The following is a 19,086-nucleotide window of genomic DNA, read 5'->3' as shown; positions in this document are numbered from 1 at the left end:
GAAAATAGATCATAAAAGAAAGCAGCTATTGATGGGGTTTGAGCATCATTTTATTTAATCGAGATTGAATGGCATCATCAATAGCTTGATTGATTTTTTTGCCACTGCAGTTAATGGGAAAACCTAAATTTTCGGCGTTAGGATTAACTTGAGTGCCGACTTGTACCACGCGATAACAAGTATCCCCTTTACGCACAATACGATTTGGATCTAAGGGTAAATCTAGACTCGTTGTGCCACCGAAATCATCGGCGTTAGGGACAAATAGCACCTCCATCTCTGGGCTCATTTCACTCATATTCGATTTCAGGGTGAATTTATCGGCCTGTTCAATGACGAGATCATCGAGCGCTTGCTCGCGCTGACGTTCAAAATATTGCTGCGTGAATAAACTCATGCTTGAGCTTGTCGCTATTGTGCTCTCACCTTCTGCTGCGGGTAAACTCTTAGCGCCAAGCTGCGGCTTTATTTCTGTGGTATCAAGCGTATTAGTTGGTTTTTTTGCCGTCACTTCAGCGGGCTGTACTTCACTTTGGGCACTTGATTGAGTTCTCTTTGATTGAGATTGGTTCGATTGATTGATGTCCGGTTTAACCGTATCTGGCTTCACTTTTCCCTGCTCTACTTTTTCCGCTTCCACTTTTTCAGAGACGGCCTTTTCAGGTGCTATTGTTTCAGGCATGACCTTTTCAAGTATTGGCAGAGGCTTAACTTGAGTTGGAGGTGTGGGAACTGGTATAGGCTCAACTAAACTTGTCGCTTCAGTCTTATCCTCGGCCTTTATCTCAGTTTCGGACTCCGAGGTTTCGGCTTTCTCTACCGCGGGAGCATAAATAAAGTAAGCCTTGATCGCTGCCACTTTAGGGCCACGGCTTTCTATTTCCTTCAATCCAAAGGGATTTAACTGCGGGCGCCACAAAATGCAGATAAGTAAAAATAAACACACATGCACTAAGAGTACGAAAAATAGCAGACTTAATTCTTTGAAATATGGCTGACGAGCACGCAAAACTGATCCCGTACCCAATCCCTGAGCACTAGTTTGTATTGTCCTAGACAGTTCAGGTTTGGATTCAGACTCAGGAACCAATTTATGTTGATGTTCAGCATGGATTTCTTGCAGTACCAAATCTTGGGTTTTATCTTGAGCTATGCCTTTGATGTCATGCTTAGAGGCTGAATGACCTGCATCGCTATTGAACGCTAATGGCTCCGTATCAGTGGTAAAAACAGGCGTTTGAGCAGCATCCAGTTCACCGAGGTGATGATCAAAGGCGATAAAAGTCTCGCCTTCTGGCGATGTGACCGAAATCAGCAAAGCACTATTGGCATCATCTCCAATCGCTATCGCTGTAGGAGATGCTGTCAATAAAGGCGCGGCCTTGGGTTGATGTTGAAAAGGCAAAATCCATCCTTAGGTTTTGTATAGTATCCATTGATTTCAATGATGCTTAACGTGGAACGATTACACTCAAATCCAATATCAATCCAATATCAATCCAATATCGAGTTGCTGAATATTGAAAGCAAATTATCCAATGATTGCATTTACTTGCGAGTGCCCAACGCAGATTAGAGGAGGCAAACAGGGTAAAGTTCAACGCGAATACAACACGCGACAAGCGCAGTGCTTACGCCAATGCTTGATAAGTCACTTGCCAGTTAAGACAAATAAGGTTGGAAATTGGGATCATAATCGCGCTAAATTGAATGTTAAATCTCACGTCTTGAAGCGAGTAGCATCATCAATGCGATGCACTGATGGGAGTGCAAGACGGCGTTAAAAATCTAAAAGATGAAAAATAGAAGCCAACCACAAATTTAAGCTTACAAGTGTACGCTTAAATATGGTGGTTTATTTTTCTAACTGATAGACTCAGTCATTATCGTTTACGAGTGTGTATCTACCATGTCGAGTCAAAGTGTTACCGAACAGCCAAACACAGTTAAAAACCCGGTAAAATCTGGACCATATAGTATCAAAGAAGAGATCGCTAACAGTGTATCCCATGGCCTAGGTGTCATTGCGGGGATTGTGGCATTGGTGCTCATGCTGCTTAAAGGTCAAGATCACCTAACGCCAATTCAACTTGCGGGCGTAACCATTTATGGTGCGAGCATCATAGTGCTTTTCCTATGCTCGACGTTATATCACAGTGTTAGCCATTCAGGCTGGAAACATAAACTGAAGATCGCCGATCACTGCGCTATTTACTGTTTAATTGCAGGGACTTACACACCTTTGATGCTGATAAGCCTACAGGGGACACAATCGGTAGTGATTTTAACGGCCATTTGGTCGCTTGCAATTGGTGGGATCCTATTTAAGACACTGTTTATTCACAAATTCAAAAAGTTAAGCCTAGTGTTGTATCTCGCTATGGGTTGGCTATGTGTCACTGTGATGGGCGATTTAACGGCGGCGATGTCAGAGGTAGGCTTTAATCTATTAATCTTAGGCGGGTTATTTTACACCTTAGGAGTTGTGTTCTACGTCGGTAAACGCATTCCATTCAACCATGCCATTTGGCATTTGTTTGTGCTCGGCGGTGCCATGAGTCACTTTCTGTGTATTTATCTGACTGTTATTTAAATGACTATGATTTAACTGATAGTGATTTAACTGGCTCTGATTTATCTGTGAGTCAAAGCTAAAAGTCGTTAATTATCTATTCAAGCACTTTCTTGAACGCTCTCTCAAACACCGCAATCAAGTATGGCTATTCAATTCAGTAAACAGTGACGCTAATAGCGTCGCTTGTTCTGCTCTGCCACACTGGCGCCAAAGCCCAATAATGCATTCTACAGTGCACAAGCCCCCTTCTTGCTGATTACGCCGCAATATAAAGGCGGATTCAGGCATAAGTGGCGGCAAACTGACTCGTGCAGCAGTTTTAAGATAGGGGCTCTGGCGCAGCATCTTACGCGCCTCCTGCCAAGTCGCATCTAAAATCACCACTTGGCTAGGCATTCGTTGTGTTGCTATGAGTGTGGATTGCGCTGGTGCTAATAACGTTTGTGCGTTCGAGAGCGCTGGCTCAGTATCACTTGCTGGAAACAACAGTTTAGCCTGCTGCGATGCCAACATAGCCACTAAATCGTTATCAGGTGCCGTTCTCGACCAGACGATGCTTTTCACCTCTTCAGGAAATGCGGCTAACGCGAGTTGGCCAGTATTCGTTTTGCGGGTTAACTCGCGCTCGTGGGTCAATAAAATAATCTGCATTGCCTTCCTTGCTGCGGCAAAAGAGTGAGAAATAGCCTTAAACATCCACAGACTCAGGCACAGACTCGAAGCATATCCGCTTAAAAGATCAGGTTAAAATAACGGTGTTCGATCGCCAACAAGCCAAGCCAACTAAGTTTGACGTGAAATAAAATCATAGATTAAAGTTATGATTTAAAAATGGTAAAATTTAAAAACATTCCAATACTATCTGTTTTAGCAGAAAAGTTTCACGCTCTATTGATTGGCCTTTATGGGGATGATTGCGCTGAATATCTTCGTTATGGGCGATAGCTTGATGAATATTAAGCCATTCAGGCCGCATGCCATTTTTAATCTCATGGGCTTCTAATCGAGTCTCACCTAAACCACGCTCACCCAGTGTGATGTCAATACGGCATACATAACAGAATGACTCCATGTGCACTACATTCGCTCCTTCACGGTACCAAGGTCGAAACTCTTCATAGCGACCAAAGGGCGCTAACACTTGAATGTCTAAGGCACCGGTTTCTTCCTGTAGCTCGCGGATCAGTCCATCTTCAAGACTCTCGCCATCGTCAATTCCGCCGCCGGGTAAGCTATAGTCGCGGTATTTTTGGGTATAAAGTAGCAAAATATCTTCACCCGATAACACTATCGCGCGGGCAGCTCTGCGATAAAAAACGCGGGCCGTCTGTAGGTTAACCGCAGGATCTTGGGTGGTTCTCAATAAACGCATCGTCGTAGCCATTTGCCGAAAAGGAGTCGCAGCATAAACGAAAATACACCAAATGCAGATCAAAAACTGCCACAGAGGCAATAATCACACTCAGTCCAGTCCGAGTGATTAATAGATTTTAACGATTACAAGATTGATTGTTAACGGTTTATGCTAAAATCGTTTTGCCCATAATATTAACAACGAGATCGCGATGCATCATCTCTTTCGCCTGATCCTCATCTTTGGTGCTCATCTTTGGTTCTCATCTTAGTTCTCAGCGTAATCCCCAAGCGGCAAAAATGCTCAAGAACATTCAAGCTCACTCATACTCACTCAAGAGCTGGGCCAATTGCTGCTGATAGGCGTGAATAATTTCAGGAGTTTGCTTGTGCGCCGGCATGCGTTGGTAATGGCCAATCAGCTGCGACAGGTAGCGTTGTGCTCGCGGCAGGTTTGCTTCATCTAATGTCTGCCACATTAACGACCCCGTAGCAGTGATAGATAGACCATTTGGAGCAGCGATTGTACTGACATGGAGGATTTCGTAGAAACGTTGATTCTCTTCCAATAAGTGTTCCGACTTAAGCCCTAGCCCTAAGGCCGAAAGTGATTGCCTGACATAGTAATTATGATGCACGGGACACAAAATAAATTCGAGGGGCCGCAGTGGGTGTTTGGCTAGAATTGCCCGCACTAATTCCACCAGCAATTCACCACCCACGCCAGCGATGATAATCAACTGTTTATCATTGTCACTGGTTTGCGCGAGCGGTAAAGTCGCGACATCAAGGCAATGCACTTGCCACTGACTATGACGACTTAAATTGGGGTCTATGTCTGGGTTTAAGTTTGGATCTAAGTGTGGATTAAGGCCTGATATGTCAGCGGGAAAGAAACGTTGTAAACGCAGTTCAAGCGCCTGCATTAGCGAAGGGACACAATCAACAAAATGTACGTGGCGGGCAGCGCTCCTTTCTAGCAACAGCATACCAAGCAAACCATGATCGCAGCAGCAATCCCAAATATGATCGTAATAACCTGTGATCATGCTGTTTATCTGTTGTAAACGTTGGCTAATTTTCACGGTTTGACCTTACTACTGCGGCTTTTAATGCTGTTAATCCCACTATAAATCGCACTTTGCCCTGCACTTTTAAGAAAAAAGAAAGCGCGCAGTTTACTCGAGTCAAAAGCAAACCACATCTTTTGTTCGTGCCCTCGCAGTGCTTCACGTCACGTCTGTTACGCCACGCCTTAATGTGGTGAATACGTATGCAGGCCGTTGCGGTTAAAAAGCCATCGCCACTAGCATGCTGTGAGTCACATTCATTATAAAAATAAGGATCAAGGAATGTTCATCAAGACCAACCCTATTCAGTTTACTCGCAGCGACTTAACTGCCCGTCACTTAACAAACAGCCACACTCGCCAGAGCTCATCGTACCAAAAGCTATCGCAAGCGCTATTAAGCCCTACAGCCCTCGCCCTTGCGGTCACGAGTCTTTTTAGTGCCAACGTATTTGCCAAAACCGTTACCGTCAGCTCACCCAACCAACAAATTCAAATCAGCTTGAGTGATGATACCGGCCGCCCCGAATATAAAATTGATTTTCGCGGTAAAACAGTCATAGAACCGAGCCGCTTAGGCTTAGTTTTTCAATCCCTTGGCGAACTCGGTCAAGGATTACAGATAAAAAGCAGCGATAAAAAAAGTGCTGATGAAAAGTGGCAACAACCTTGGGGCGAACAGGAATGGATCCGCGATCAACACAATCAACTGACTGCTGTATTAAGTAATGGCAAGGTGCAACTCGAAATCGAATTTAAAGCCTTTGACGATGGGATTGGCTTTCGCTATCACTTAGCCCCACAAGCTGCCCTGCCCGCCAATTCGCCGCTATTAATCACTAACGAGTTAACCGAGTTCAATGTCGGCAATAGCGCTAAAGCCACAGCATGGTGGATCCCTGCCCGCGGCTGGAATCGCTACGAATATTTATATCGCACCACAGCGCTTAAAGACGTCGATAGAGCCCATACCCCCTTCACCTTTAAACTCGCAGACGGTACGCACTTAAGTATCCACGAAGCCGCCTTGGTGGACTTTGCCGCCATGACCTTAGATCAACAGCGCGATGGCAAACTTAAGGCCGATCTCACGCCTTGGTCCGACGGTATTCGCGTCAAAACCCAAGTGGGTTTTTATACGCCATGGCGCACCATTCAAATTGCCGACAAAGCAACTGGGCTACTCAATTCGCACCTCATCCTAAACCTCAATGAACCCAATAAACTCGGCGATGTTACTTGGGTAAAACCAGGGAAATACGTCGGTATTTGGTGGGGAATGCACTTAAACGAAAATACCTGGGGCTCGGGCCCAACCCATGGCGCAACCACCAGTGAAACAAAGCGTTATATGGATTTTGCCGCCAAATATCAGTTTGATGGTGTACTGGTAGAAGGTTGGAATGAAGGTTGGGACGGCGACTGGTTCCACAACGGCGATCAATTTAGCTTTACCAAGGCCTATGCTGATTTCGATCTGCCCGCCATCACAGCCTACGGAGCAAAACAAAATGTACGTTTAATCGGCCACCATGAAACCGCAGGTTCAGTCACGCATTATCGCGAGCAAATGGCTGATGCCTTCACTCTGTATGAGCAGCATGGTGTTACTCAAGTCAAGACGGGCTATGTCGCCGATGGTGGCCAGATCAAGCGCATAGATGACAAAGGCATTACCCGTCACGAGTGGCACGACGGCCAATTTATGGTCGGTGAGTATTTGCACAATGTCGCTGAAGCAGCGAAACACCACATCAGTATCAATACCCACGAGCCGATCAAAGACACAGGCCAGCGCCGAACCTATCCGAACTGGATCTCCCGCGAAGGTGCCCGCGGCCAAGAGTACAATGCTTGGGGGAGCCCACCAAACAGCACTGAACACACGGCCATGTTACCCTTTACCCGCATGCTTGCGGGTCCAATGGACTTTACCCCAGGAATTTTTGACTTAGCGCCCAAGGGGTTGGATGCTGAAAATCGTGTGCAAACCACATTGACCAAACAGCTCGCCTTGTACGTTGTGCTCTATAGCCCAATCCAAATGGCAGCGGATCTGCCGCGCAATTATGAAAAGCACTTAGATGCCTTCCAATTTATCCGCGATGTGCCCACAGATTGGTATCAAAGTGTCGCGCTGGCCGGTGAAGTCGGTGACTATGTGGTCTTTGCTCGCCAAGCGAAGGATCAAGGTGATTGGTACTTAGGCGCACTCACGGATGAAACCGCACGCACGGTCACGGTCAAACTGGATTTCCTCTCCCCGAATAAACGTTATCAAGCACAAATTTACCGCGATGGCGCAAAAGCCGATTGGAAAACCAACCCCTATGATTATGTGATAGAAACAAAAGAGGTGAGTGCTAAAGATAGCCTAAACCTCTCACTCGCCAGCAGTGGCGGCACGGCAATAAGGTTCAAAGTGCTTTAATAAAGTGCTTTAACGACTTTGTTGCGAGCAACAAAGTCGCTATAAACAAAGGGAGCTAAAAAGCGCCCTTTGTGTTTACTGTGACCCAATTAGTTTAATGTCAGTGCCACTATTTTAAGTGGATGATTGTCATCGAACGAAGGGAAATCCTCATGGGGATCGAGCCAAGTGTGCGTAGTGACTGTACGGCCTTGTTTTTCAACGCAGCGCACTAAACTGTCAAACCATGCTTGGCGCTCGACTTTCGCCACATTGTTACAGCAAACGATAGTGCCACCGACTTTCGTCGCCATTAATGCGGGCTTGAACAAACCTTGATAATCATTAACCAAATCGACAATACCAAAAGCACTCTTGGCATAACGCGGCGGATCGAGGAACACCAGATCAAACTGGGTTTGCGCCAATTTGGGATAACTCGGTAATTTTTGATTGCGACGCCCTCCCACACTCAAGCCTGCCAATTGGCGCAATGCCGGAAACGCATCACTCTGCACAAACTCACATACATTCGACACCTGATTTAACGCCGCATTCGCTTTGCCCGTCGCTAAAGCAAAGGAAGAAAAATCAACATTCATCACCTGAGTCGCGCCGCCGATGGCTGCCGCAGTACCAATGCCGCAGGTGTAGGAAAACAAATTCAGCACAGTTTTATCTTGGCTGTGTGCCCGTACATATTCGCGGCCAATACGCATATCGAGGAATAACAGCGGATCTTGTCCTTCGTGGCGCAGTTTAGTGCTGAACTTGATGCCATTTTCCTGCATAACTCGCTCAGAATTCGCAATATCTGCCAGTGCGGGAGATAACGCGTTCAATACGCGGGAATTACCTAATGAGCGGTCGTTATACACAATCGGCAAATCGGCCTGTTGCAGCAAAACAGCGCTCACATCGGCTAACTCTTCGTCGGTTAAGGTCTGATGAAAACTCTGCACTAGCCAAGTATCGCCATAACGGTCGATATTCAAGCCACTGACGCCTTCGACTGTGCCATGGAACACCCGAAAACAATCGGTTTGATCCTGTTCTGCTTGTTGTAAAAAATCATGGCGTTTCGCCAGAGCCGTCGATAACAGCGTTTGAATAGACATAAAAAGCGGGACTCGCGCAGCGGAAACCTGCGTAAGGTTTCAAGAGGGAAAACGGCATAATACCAAACTAGGTCGCAGAATATCGGAAAAGTTCGCCCCGAAAACAGCATAAACACCGACTAACATCCAAATGGGGGGGAACTCTATGTCCCCCCAACCCGCCAAGCCTGTTATAACCAAGTACACGGAATAATTTTCAAACAAAGATGTAGGTTAAATCACTTCAAGCAACGGCTCTAACCCTGGCGCCGTTTTAGTCGGCACAAACTCTATCACCTCAAACTCAGCGACATCGGCAATGCAGAAAGGATCTTGCTGCAAAATAGCCTCTAGCGCCGCGCGACTTTCAGCCTTGGCGAGGATGACGCCACCAGTACGTGGCACTTTGCGACCCGAGGCGACAAAAGTCCCTGCGGCATAATACTGATCAAGATAAGCAATATGGGCGGCTAAATGTAACTCCACTTCTGCAATTGGCTTTTTATAGGTAAGCGAGACAACAAACATAGGGTTCCTTTAATCAACTGAAAAAATTTAAAATAATCGAACGAAAAACGCTTAATCTGGCGATCATCATAAGCTAAGTACCTATCTGATCCCACCATATCTAGGCTGGCTATTATCATAGTGCAGAGTGCGCGACTTTCGAGTCAAGCTATCGGCATCCGTACTGGATATTTATTGCATCCTGACTCTTATTAAGTGCATTGAACTCGCCGTCAGTTATGCTGCGGTTGATTTTATCACTCAGTTAACATCCGCAATAACAATACCCTTTTTTCTAAAAAATAATGCAATGACTGATCATCAAGTATTCTAACAAGATTAGAGAGTTATTTGAGCATTCCAGCAAGCCTATGACTATTGATAAACAGTCCAAATGCGTTACACCTATGTTTCCACCCAGTTACTAACCCATGATGAATACGTATGTAAGCAGTTGTGCAAAAATCTACGCCGAGGCTACTATAAATCCGCTAGTTTCACCCTCTGCTTGTGGGGTTTGAAATCTGTGAGGTCGTTTCTGATAGGGTTACATACAAGGATTGCTATCAGGCTTAAGTTCTTTCTGCTGACTGGCTTTAGGCCACTCACTTGGGCTAACCCCTTTGAATTAAGGTGTTAGGTCCAAATTTGAAATGAATTTATCGGCGAATATACTTCTGAGGGAGGAGTATATTCGCCATTTTTTCACAGAGTACACTCATTCATGGCATGCGCGAAACTACCATGAATAAGCCATGAATCTGACTATTAGCTTTTATTGTATGCTCTTGGCTGTGATGAAATAGCTGACCACATAAAAGCAAAGTACAGTGCCAATCCATTGCTAGGCAAAACAATTAAAACAATAAGCACTCAAGGCAGAACGACTGCCGGCAACAGAAAGGAAGTTCAATGTCTTCGAATCACCAGCAAGATCCTCATCAAGCCGCAGCGCCTCAGTTGCCGTATGCCTTCAAGCAACAACCTGAGCTGAGTTTCTGGCAAATTTTTAATATGTGTTTCGGTTTTTTAGGTATTCAATTTGGGTTTGCCCTGCAAAATGCCAACGTCAGCCGCATTTTTCAAACCTTGGGGGCTTCTATCGATGAAATCCCCATACTGTGGATTGCCGCGCCGCTAACGGGTTTATTGGTTCAACCTATTATTGGTTATTTGAGTGATAACACCTGGGGACGCCTTGGCCGTCGCCGCCCCTATTTTTTGATTGGCGCGATTTTTACTACCCTTGCCATTTTTATCATGCCGCACTCGCCTACCCTGTGGATTGCCGCAGGCATGTTATGGATTATGGATGCCTCGATCAACATCGCCATGGAGCCGTTTCGCGCCTTCGTCGGTGACAATTTACCGAAAAGCCAGCGTACCCAAGGCTATGCCATGCAAAGCTTTTTCATCGGTATTGGCGCTGTGGTCGCTTCGGCCTTACCCTATATTTTGACTCACTTTTTTGATGTTGCGAATACTGCACCAGCGGGTGAAATTGCCGATTCAGTGCGTTATGCCTTCTATTTTGGCGGCACAGTATTATTGCTCGCGGTCACTTGGACTGTCGTATCGTCAAGAGAATATTCCCCTGAAGAATTAGCCAGCTTTAACGCAAAACAAGTCAATGCTGAAGATCAAACCTTAGCCCGCACTCGTACCCGCAAGGATTATCAATTTGCCTCCTTCGTGTGGATGGGTCTCGGCGCCCTGCTCACCTTCACTATTTGGGCGCAGGATTTAGACAAGCAACTGTATATTTTGAGCTTAGGGATTTTCGCCTTTGGCCCATTACAACTGTATTGCGCGCTGCGTTTGGGCAATTCACAACCCGCTGAACGCAATAAGCTCGGCATGGTATTTAGCGTGGTCGATGACTTGTTCCATATGCCCAAAGCCATGCATCAACTGGCGATCGTGCAGTTTTTCTCTTGGTTCGCACTGTTTGCCATGTGGATTTACACCACAGCCGCCGTGACGTCTTACCATTTTGGCAGCAGCGATGTGTTGTCCCAAGCTTATAACGACGGCGCAGATTGGGTCGGCGTACTGTTCGCCTCTTACAATGGTTTTGCCGCCATTGCGGCGATTTTTATTCCTATGCTGGCTAAGCATATTGGCATCAAGCTGACCCACACAGTCAATATGTTCTGTGGTGGTATAGGTTTGATTAGTTTCTTTTTTATTAAAGACCCAAGCCTGTTATGGCTGCCTATGATAGGTGTCGGTATCGCGTGGGCGTCAATTTTATCTGTGCCCTACGCCATGTTGTCGGGCATGTTACCCCCGCAAAAAATGGGCGTTTACATGGGGATTTTTAACTTCTTCATCGTCATCCCGCAGCTTCTTGCCGCCAGTGTGCTGGGTTTAGTGCTCAATGGTCTGTTCGATGGTCAACCTATTTATGCACTGATCACAGGTGGCGTCTTGATGATGTGTGCAGGCATTGCCGTATTATTTGTCGACCAAGACATTGTCGAACAAAATAACTCAAATAATCAAAGTGCAGCGATGAACCGCAAGACCCACTCAATCACGAAAGCCACAAGCAAATTAACGAATAAAAGTTAGCTCTTTATAACAGCGATACACATTAGGGGACATGCAGCAATGCATGTTAAGCATGCGGTGAATTCAGTCATTTGGCTAATCACAGCAGCATAAAATATCTTTATCAATTCAATCACTATAAAAATAAAACCATTATTTGGGGAGAACGAGATGGAATCGAGTCCTACGCCGCAGCAGGATCTGCACACCAACCAAAACCGTCACACACAAGCGTTAACAAAGCGCAGCCGCCTAGCGCTTGCCGTCGCCGCAAGTCTATTAGGGACAATAGGGTTCACAGCCTGTTCACCCACATCGAATTCAGCAACAACTGCCACAAGTGTGAATGCAGCGCCAAGTGTGCAGCAGGTTGCGCCCGGCGCACCAGGTAAAGCGCCGACTTGGGCATTTTCGGGTAAAACTGGTATTGGGACGTCTTACGAGCCTTATACCCAAGGTCAATATCAAGATGCTAAGCAAAATCCCATTAGCCGCGTTTGGTTCTCCCTCGCCCAAGGTATTTTAACCGAAACCATGTATGGTCTTATCCATAATGCGCAGCTCAAAGAACTGCAATTTGTGGTCACAGGTAATGGCTTTGTCGATACCGAAAAAGAGAACACCATCAGCAGCATAGAATATTTAGATACAGATGCTAATGGTCGCCCGCAATCCCTTGCCTATAGAATTATCAATAAAGATGTTGAAGGTAAGTATCAGATTGAAAAGCATATCTTTACCGATCCCGACCGCGACACTTTGATGATGCGTGTCACCTTTACCGCCTTTGAAGATGGCATTACACCGCATTTGTATGTCAATCCGCATATCGACAATGCGGGCGCCAATGATATCGGCCGCATCGACACTCATACTGACAGTCATGCCAACACTCATGCTAATAATCAGGCGCTGGTGGCCTATACCGCCGCCAAAGACAGTAGCGTAATGACGGTAAAATCCGATCTGAATTTTGTGCAGGCTACGACTGGCTTTGTCGGTGTTTCCGATGGCCTAGCCGATTTGGCCGATAACGGCAAACTCGATACGCCCTATCAAACGACCAGTGCGCAAGATAAATCGACCGTTGGCAATATCGCCTTTACCGCGAGTTACCCTACGCTCATCAAAGCCAAACCCGTCACTTTTAATCTCGCCATCGGTTTTGGTAAAGATGAAGCACAGAGTTTAGCCAATGCCGATGCCAGCTTGGCCGCAGGTTATGATGCTGTGCTCAGCAATTACAACACAGGCTGGCACGATTACTTAAGCTCACTGCCCGCCATCGCTAACATGGCTAACAACACCACAGATAACGGCAAGCTGCTGTATACCAGCGCTATGGTCTTGAAAGCGCAGGAAGATAAAACCTATGCGGGCGCACTTATCGCCTCGTTATCTAATCCTTGGGGCGATACGGTTTCGGCAGCCGTGCCGAGCACTGGCTATAAAGCGGTATGGCCGCGCGACTTTTACCAATGCGCCATGGCATTCCTCGCCATGGGTGACACGCAAACGCCCAAAGTGGCCTTCGAATACCTGAAAAAAGTGCAAGTGACCGAAAAGACGCCTGGCTTTACGGGTACGCCCGGTTGGTTCCTGCAAAAGACCCATGTGGATGGCCAAATCGAATGGGTCGGCGTGCAGCTCGATCAAACCGCCATGCCTATCATGCTCGGCTGGAAACTCTGGCAAGCGGGTGTACTCACCCCTGATGAGATCAGTCACTGGTATCAAGAGATGCTCAAAGGTGCAGCGGACTTCTTGATCAGTGGCGGTGAGGTCAATCTGGATTGGAATCACACCCAAATCACCCCACCTAAAACTCAGCAAGAACGTTGGGAAGAACAAGCGGGTTACTCCCCCTCAACAACGGCTGCCGTGATCGCTGGTCTTGTTGCCGCGAGTGAAATTGCCAAAGAAGCTAAAGATATTACTTCAAGCGCCCGTTATCTTACCGCCGCCAAAGACTTAAGTAATAGTTTAGAAAAACACTTAGTCACCACCCAAGGGCTATTGAAAAACAGCGCAGGCGTCAGCGCGCCTTACTATTTACGTTTAAGCCCGAATGGAAAGCCAAATACTCGCGATACACTGGCGGCAAATAACGGTAAGCAAGGTTTAGATCAACGTCAGATCCTCGATGGCGGATTTTTAGAACTAGTGCGTTATGGCGTGCGCGGTGCAACTGACAAGCTCATCAAGCAAAGCCTTCAACTGATTGATAATACAGAGCTTGAACCAAATCTACGCATAAAATACGAGTTTACCGCCAAAGATGGCAGTACTATCCCAGGCTTTAGACGTTATGGCAACGACGGTTACGGCGAGGATACGGTTACTGGCAAAAACTATGCGGAATCTGGCAGCAACAGCGCCGATCAACGCGGCCGAGTCTGGCCCTTCTTCACCGGCGAGCGTGGTCATTTTGAATTAGCACTCGCCCAAGCAAAAGGCGAGCTAACAGGCAATAACGCGCAGCAAACCAAGCAGCAGTTGATCAACACCTATGTGCAAGGCATGGAAACCTTTGCGAATGCGGGCATGATGTTACCCGAGCAAGCGTGGGACGGTGTCGGCGATGCCACCCGCTATCATTACCAACTCGGACAAGGCACCAACTCTGCCACACCGCTTGCCTGGACCCATGCCGAATACATCAAACTGGTGCGCTCAATGACCGATGGCCAAGTCTGGGATTATTACCCTATCGTCCCAGCGGCATTGAAATGACAAGTTGAAATAGCCAATTAAAATAGCGCATTAGCTTAACGATACTTTGATAAATTGCAGGCTAGAACAGCATCCTAGATGTTGTTCTAGCTTTTTATAGACGGTTTTATGATGCCTGATTTAGCGCCCGCTTTTCATAGGCTTATGCTGCGGGTAATCTTGCGGCGTGCAACCAAATTGCATTTTAAAGGCGGCACTGAAACTGCTGACACTCAAATAACCTAAACTATGGGCCACCATAGTCGTGCTCTCCCCTTGGCTTAAGCTCTCAAGCGAATTTAACAAACGAAATCTTTGTCGCCATTGTCGATAAGTAAGCCCAGTTTCAGCTTTGAATAGTCGCTCAATCGTTCTCACACTCGCGCCGCCCATTTCGGCTAACTCGGTCAGTGAGTAACTCACTTTTGGACGTCGGATCAGCGTTTGGATCAAGCGGCTGAGTCTTGGATCTGAGCCTGCGGGTAAATGGGCATCCAGACTGTCCAGAGTTTGGAGCTCATCGATGGCAACCAAACCCAGCCGATGCAGTTGTCCACTGTCCATAAGATGTGAACTTTCACAAAGTTTAAGCACTAATTCGCGCATCAACGCTGTCATAGTCACCATCACCACTTGCGTATCCTGTGGCCTAACGCCATAGCTAGGGTCAATATAAATATTGCGAGTATGTGCGTGGGTTTCACTGTTCACTTGATGGGGCAAATTGCAAGGGATCCAAACGGCATGGGTTGAGGGTACCACCCAGACGGCATTTTCACTGCGAACACGTAACAAACCTTTGGCGGCCCAAAGTAGCTGACCCCGCGGGTGCGAGTGAGGTTCGATGCCCGCTTCCGCCGCCATATTGCGAGTATGGGTCAGCACGGGCCGATTGGCATCTATGATAAACGCCGCATCACTGGGTGTTAACAATGTCGCTTTAGGAACATACTTTGACATATTACCTTCTTAAAACGCCAAACCAAGTCAGTTATCTTAGTAGGCATCTTTTACGTATTCAACCCAATAGGTCGGTAAACATGAAACGTTTTATTGGCGTTAAACAGCTAGCGTTTTTCAGTGCACTGTTGATCGCTACTTTACTTGCGCTTTTTCCGCTAAGTCAGCATCCCGCGGTGTTTTCCTACAGCGCAGGCGTAGTGTTAGTGACCTTGATGTTTTGGAGCACAGGTTTCTTCCCGCCCTTTATGGCGGGGTTAATCTTTTTTGCCCTTGCCACCATTTTTAAACTCATTGAACCGAGTATACTTTTCTCCGGATTCGGCTCAACTGCGGTGTGGTTAATCATTTCGGGGTTTGTGATCGGCAGTGCCATCACTCAGTCTGGTTTAAGTCGCAGAATGGCCAGTTTGATTGCCCCCATACTGACCTCAAGTTATCCACGCTTAATTGCGGGTTTGGTCTTTAGTGCCGTGCTGCTTGGCTTTGTGATGCCCTCATCCGTTGGCCGTGCTGTGGTCATGGTGCCAATTGGTATGGCGTTAGCTGAGCAAGTCGGTTTTGCTCGTGGTAGCCATGGACGGATAGGCATTGCAACCGCCTTGGCACTGGCGTGCAACATGCCCAGTTTTGCCGTGTTGCCCGCGAATATTCCCAACATGATATTGGCAGGTTCCAGTGAGAATCTATTCAATATCCATTTTGGTTATACCGAGTATCTCTTATTGCATTTTCCAATCCTTGGTTTACTCAAATCGATATTGATTGTGGCGCTAGTTATCTTCCTATTTCCTGCAAAAATTGATAAAAATCAGCCTGAACGCGTTATTGAAAAAGAAGCTTATAACCTTGGTATGCAAAAGAAAGTTGCACTGTTACTGGCGATTACTTTGCTCTTTTGGGTGACTGACTCGCTGCACGGCATCAATCCCGCTTGGGTAGGATTAACAACGGCTATCTTGTTATTGCTCCCCAAATGGGGAGTGCTTGAGCCTAAGAGTTTTAATAGTTCGGTGGATTTGTCGACCGTCATTTTTGTCGCGGCGGCCTTAGGTCTGGGAGCATTGGTCAATCATTCCGGGCTCGGCACTGCGCTAGGTCAACTGTTCAGTGAATGGTTACCATTGCAGCAAGGGGCATCGTTCCTGAATTTTATGTCGTTATCGTTAATCGCGACGCTAACAGGATTAGTGGCAACGGTTCCAGGCGTGCCGACTGTGTTATCCCCCATGGCAGCAGACTTTGCCAATGCAACTGGCTTCTCCACCCCTGCGGTATTAATGACGCAGGTGATCGGTTTCTCAACCGTGATTTTTCCTTATCAGGTGGCTCCTTTGATTTTGGCGATGCAATTATCCCAAGAGCCATTAACTAAACTACTTCGCATCACCTTACCTCTAGCGGCAATAACTCTAGTTGCACTTATTCCACTGGATTATCTGTGGTGGCTATGGCTCGGTTGGATAGCCTAAACCCTCACCATTGGCGGTATTCATGCCGCCAATGGTGGATTTTAGAGCGGTTATATCAAGAACTCACAAGGCCCACGTCCAAAGCAGCGCGATGCTCAAAATACGACAACGCACTCTATACATGCGACTACTTATACGAGCAGCACAGATTGATACCGCCTTTACTCTTTTGTCGATAACACAACTCTCCCCACATAAATTCTTTCGATAAGCTTCATAGTTAGACTATACTGTTTATATGTACAGTATATTGTGATTTATTATTATGATGATCCTAGGCCGCTTCGCCAAACATACCCAATATCGGCTCTCGCTATTTAGCTCCTTGATTGCCGCAGGATTTCCGTCACCGGCCCAAGACTATGTAGAACAAACATTAGATCTCAATGAGTTATGCATCAAACATCCTGCCGCCACGTTTTTTGTCAAAGTCCAAGGGGATTCGATGATCGAAGCGGGGATTTTCTCCGGTGATATTTTGGTGGTGGATCGCTCACTACAGCCAGCCCACGGTGATACCGTTGTCGCAGCGGTGAACGGTGAGTTTACCGTAAAGCAATTACAGCTACGCCCTGTGGTGCAATTGCTACCACGTAATGCCTTATTCTCCCCGATCGCCATCAATGATGAGTCTGAGTTAAACATCTTTGGGGTAGTGACCAACGTGGTGAAAAAGCTCAAATGACGCCCTCACTATTCGCCCTCGTCGATTGCAATAATTTTTATGCCTCCTGTGAGCGGATGTTTAGGCCGGATTTGGTTGGCAAGCCGATTGTGGTGTTATCCAACAACGATGGCTGCGTCGTCGCCCGCTCCGTAGAAGCCAAACAACTTGGCATCAAGATGGCGGTGCCTGTATATCAAATAGCAAACCAACTCCGCCAGCATCAGGTTGCGGTATTCTCCTCCAACTATGCACTCTATGCCGACATGTCAAACAGAGTGATGACCACCTTAGAGCAAATGGTGCCAAAAGTAGAAGTGTATAGTATTGATGAAGCGTTTTTAGATCTATCACGCATCGATAAATGCACCGATATTCATCAGCTTGCATTAGATATTTATCAGCGAATACCGCAATGGACAGGGATCAGTGTTTGCGTTGGCATTGGGCCGACAAAGACCCTCGCCAAACTGGCAAACTATGCTGCTAAGCGTTATCCAGCAACCTGGGGCGTGGTTGATTTGCGCGACCGAGAACGCCAACGACGACTCATGGCGCTTATCCCTGTCGAGGAAGTCTGGGGAATAGGCCGTAGGCTTACGAAACGCTTGAACATCATGGGCATAAATACCGCGCTGCAATTGGCGGATGCGCATCCTAAACTTATCCGCGATACCTTTTCGGTCACCGTTGAGCGCACAGTACGCGAACTTAACGGCATTGCTTGTGATGACATACAAGAGATCTCCGCCACTAAGCAACAAATTATCAGCTCCCGGTCCTTTGGTAGTCGTATTGATAACTTGGAAGCGATGCAACAGGCGATCAATGAATATACTTTTAGGGCCTGTGAAAAACTGCGCTCTGAGCGCCAGTACGCTAAAGCGATGTCAGTATTTGTCCGTACTAGCCCTTTTAGCGATGCGACTCCCCAGTACAGCAAATCGCTGTCGGGCAGTTTAGTTCGCCCCAGCAATGATACGCGGGATTTTGTCACCCTTGGCCAAAGCCTACTGCAACGTATTTGGCGTGAAGGTCATGCCTATGCAAAAGCCGGTGTCATGTTAGGGGATTTTTTTGGTGCAGGCGTGTTTCAGCTAGGATTATTCGATGACGTCACGCCTAGGCCTAAAAGCAAGGAGCTGATGCAGTTACTCGATAAAGTGAACCACAGCGGCCGCGGAAAAATTTGGTTTGCAGGACAAGGTATTGACCCAACTTGGGGGATAAAACGTGAACAGCTCTCCCCTCGTTATACCACCCAATGGGCACAATTGCCCATAGTGACATAATCAGCAGATCCAGTGGCTAAATGACCATCTGCGAATCGCATGAATACTCTAAGCATTGGTTATTCAGTGAAGCTCACTCCACTCCTGACGATATTAATCAGAATAGGCTTATCGGCCTAAATCCATCTCACTAAGACTGTGCCAGCAAAACTCATCTCGCTTGGTAAAATAATTTTAAAAACCAATGTTTAACATTAAAAATGACAAGGCAATGAACGCAGTAGAGAGACAACTAAGGCAATAAAGCAGACTTGCAAGTCTTCGCGATCTTAAAAAGATAAGCAAGGGCAAGCATGAGCTTGCCCTGAACGTAGATGCGGCTTTCAACATTATTCTGCTTTAAATCTCAACTAACACTAGAATGCATCCAACACTATAATCCAACGATTGCAAAACCGACTTAACACTAAAATCCATCGGCG

General features: G+C 46.7%; 13 protein-coding genes and 1 pseudogene. 7 read left to right on the top strand and 7 right to left on the bottom strand.

Going from position 1 to position 19,086, the window contains the following annotated elements; translation table 11 throughout:
- Positions 1-25: 25 nt before the first annotated feature.
- Positions 26-1,405 (bottom strand): hypothetical protein, encoded by a 1,380-nt coding sequence (locus tag ACHA99_RS18885; RefSeq protein WP_173244695.1) that lies wholly within the window; start codon positions 1,403-1,405, stop codon positions 26-28.
- A 504-nt stretch (positions 1,406-1,909) separates the two neighbouring features.
- On the opposite strand from ACHA99_RS18885, the gene ACHA99_RS18880 reads away from it, so the two are divergent.
- Complete coding sequence (locus ACHA99_RS18880; protein WP_028759837.1) at positions 1,910-2,593, top strand: hemolysin III family protein; 684 nt, start codon at positions 1,910-1,912, stop codon at positions 2,591-2,593.
- A gap of 117 nt (positions 2,594-2,710) precedes the next feature.
- Here the strand turns inward: ACHA99_RS18880 and ACHA99_RS18875 are convergent, their stop codons facing one another.
- The 3 genes and pseudogenes from ACHA99_RS18875 to ACHA99_RS18865 form a co-directional block, all read right to left on the bottom strand.
- On the bottom strand, positions 2,711-3,226 hold the full coding sequence (locus tag ACHA99_RS18875) for a tRNA-uridine aminocarboxypropyltransferase (RefSeq protein ID WP_393944377.1): 516 nt from the start codon (positions 3,224-3,226) through the stop codon (positions 2,711-2,713).
- Between the two features lie 190 nt (positions 3,227-3,416).
- Positions 3,417-3,947 (bottom strand): NUDIX hydrolase, encoded by a 531-nt coding sequence (locus ACHA99_RS18870; protein WP_173244689.1) that lies wholly within the window; start codon positions 3,945-3,947, stop codon positions 3,417-3,419.
- Between the two features lie 285 nt (positions 3,948-4,232).
- Positions 4,233-5,013 (bottom strand): annotated as a pseudogene (locus tag ACHA99_RS18865) (tRNA (adenine(22)-N(1))-methyltransferase).
- 267 nt (positions 5,014-5,280) lie between these two features.
- Here ACHA99_RS18865 and ACHA99_RS18860 point away from each other — a divergent pair.
- Positions 5,281-7,428 carry a glycoside hydrolase family 97 protein gene (locus ACHA99_RS18860; protein WP_393944375.1) on the top strand — a complete coding sequence of 716 codons (2,148 nt, stop codon included), beginning with the start codon at positions 5,281-5,283 and terminating at the stop codon, positions 7,426-7,428.
- An 89-nt stretch (positions 7,429-7,517) separates the two neighbouring features.
- Here ACHA99_RS18860 and ACHA99_RS18855 read toward each other — a convergent pair whose 3' ends face one another.
- The gene (locus tag ACHA99_RS18855) at positions 7,518-8,525 is read right to left on the bottom strand and encodes a class I SAM-dependent rRNA methyltransferase (RefSeq protein ID WP_173244681.1); all 1,008 of its coding nucleotides are present in this window, start codon (positions 8,523-8,525) and stop codon (positions 7,518-7,520) included.
- 213 nt (positions 8,526-8,738) lie between these two features.
- Positions 8,739-9,032 (bottom strand): YciI family protein, encoded by a 294-nt coding sequence (locus tag ACHA99_RS18850; protein WP_173244678.1) that lies wholly within the window; start codon positions 9,030-9,032, stop codon positions 8,739-8,741.
- A gap of 891 nt (positions 9,033-9,923) precedes the next feature.
- On the opposite strand from ACHA99_RS18850, the gene ACHA99_RS18845 reads away from it, so the two are divergent.
- Complete coding sequence (locus ACHA99_RS18845; protein ID WP_173244675.1) at positions 9,924-11,585, top strand: MFS transporter; 1,662 nt, start codon at positions 9,924-9,926, stop codon at positions 11,583-11,585.
- Positions 11,586-11,735: 150 nt separating this feature from the next.
- The gene (locus tag ACHA99_RS18840; RefSeq protein ID WP_393944372.1) at positions 11,736-14,297 is read left to right on the top strand and encodes a glycoside hydrolase family 15 protein; all 2,562 of its coding nucleotides are present in this window, start codon (positions 11,736-11,738) and stop codon (positions 14,295-14,297) included.
- A 120-nt stretch (positions 14,298-14,417) separates the two neighbouring features.
- On the opposite strand, the gene ACHA99_RS18835 is transcribed toward ACHA99_RS18840, so the two are convergent.
- Positions 14,418-15,236, bottom strand: a complete 819-nt coding sequence (locus ACHA99_RS18835; RefSeq protein WP_173244669.1) for a helix-turn-helix transcriptional regulator — start codon at positions 15,234-15,236, stop codon at positions 14,418-14,420.
- 80 nt (positions 15,237-15,316) lie between these two features.
- On the opposite strand from ACHA99_RS18835, the gene ACHA99_RS18830 reads away from it, so the two are divergent.
- From ACHA99_RS18830 to umuC, 3 genes are all read left to right on the top strand, one after another.
- Complete coding sequence (locus tag ACHA99_RS18830) at positions 15,317-16,708, top strand: SLC13 family permease (RefSeq protein WP_263164771.1); 1,392 nt, start codon at positions 15,317-15,319, stop codon at positions 16,706-16,708.
- Between the two features lie 265 nt (positions 16,709-16,973).
- Positions 16,974-17,393 carry a translesion error-prone DNA polymerase V autoproteolytic subunit gene (umuD, locus tag ACHA99_RS18825; protein WP_006081811.1) on the top strand — a complete coding sequence of 140 codons (420 nt, stop codon included), beginning with the start codon at positions 16,974-16,976 and terminating at the stop codon, positions 17,391-17,393.
- Positions 17,390-18,664, top strand: a complete 1,275-nt coding sequence (umuC, locus tag ACHA99_RS18820; protein WP_393944369.1) for a translesion error-prone DNA polymerase V subunit UmuC — start codon at positions 17,390-17,392, stop codon at positions 18,662-18,664. Before umuD ends, umuC begins: the two co-directional genes overlap by 4 nt.
- The last annotated feature ends 422 nt before the right edge of the window (positions 18,665-19,086 follow it).

It is taken from the genome of Shewanella sp. S23-S33 (assembly GCF_043359565.1).
In the GTDB taxonomy this organism is placed as follows: domain Bacteria; phylum Pseudomonadota; class Gammaproteobacteria; order Enterobacterales; family Shewanellaceae; genus Shewanella; species Shewanella oncorhynchi.
Note: the sequence above shows the minus strand (reverse complement) of the source record. Positions and strands in the feature narration are given on the sequence as shown.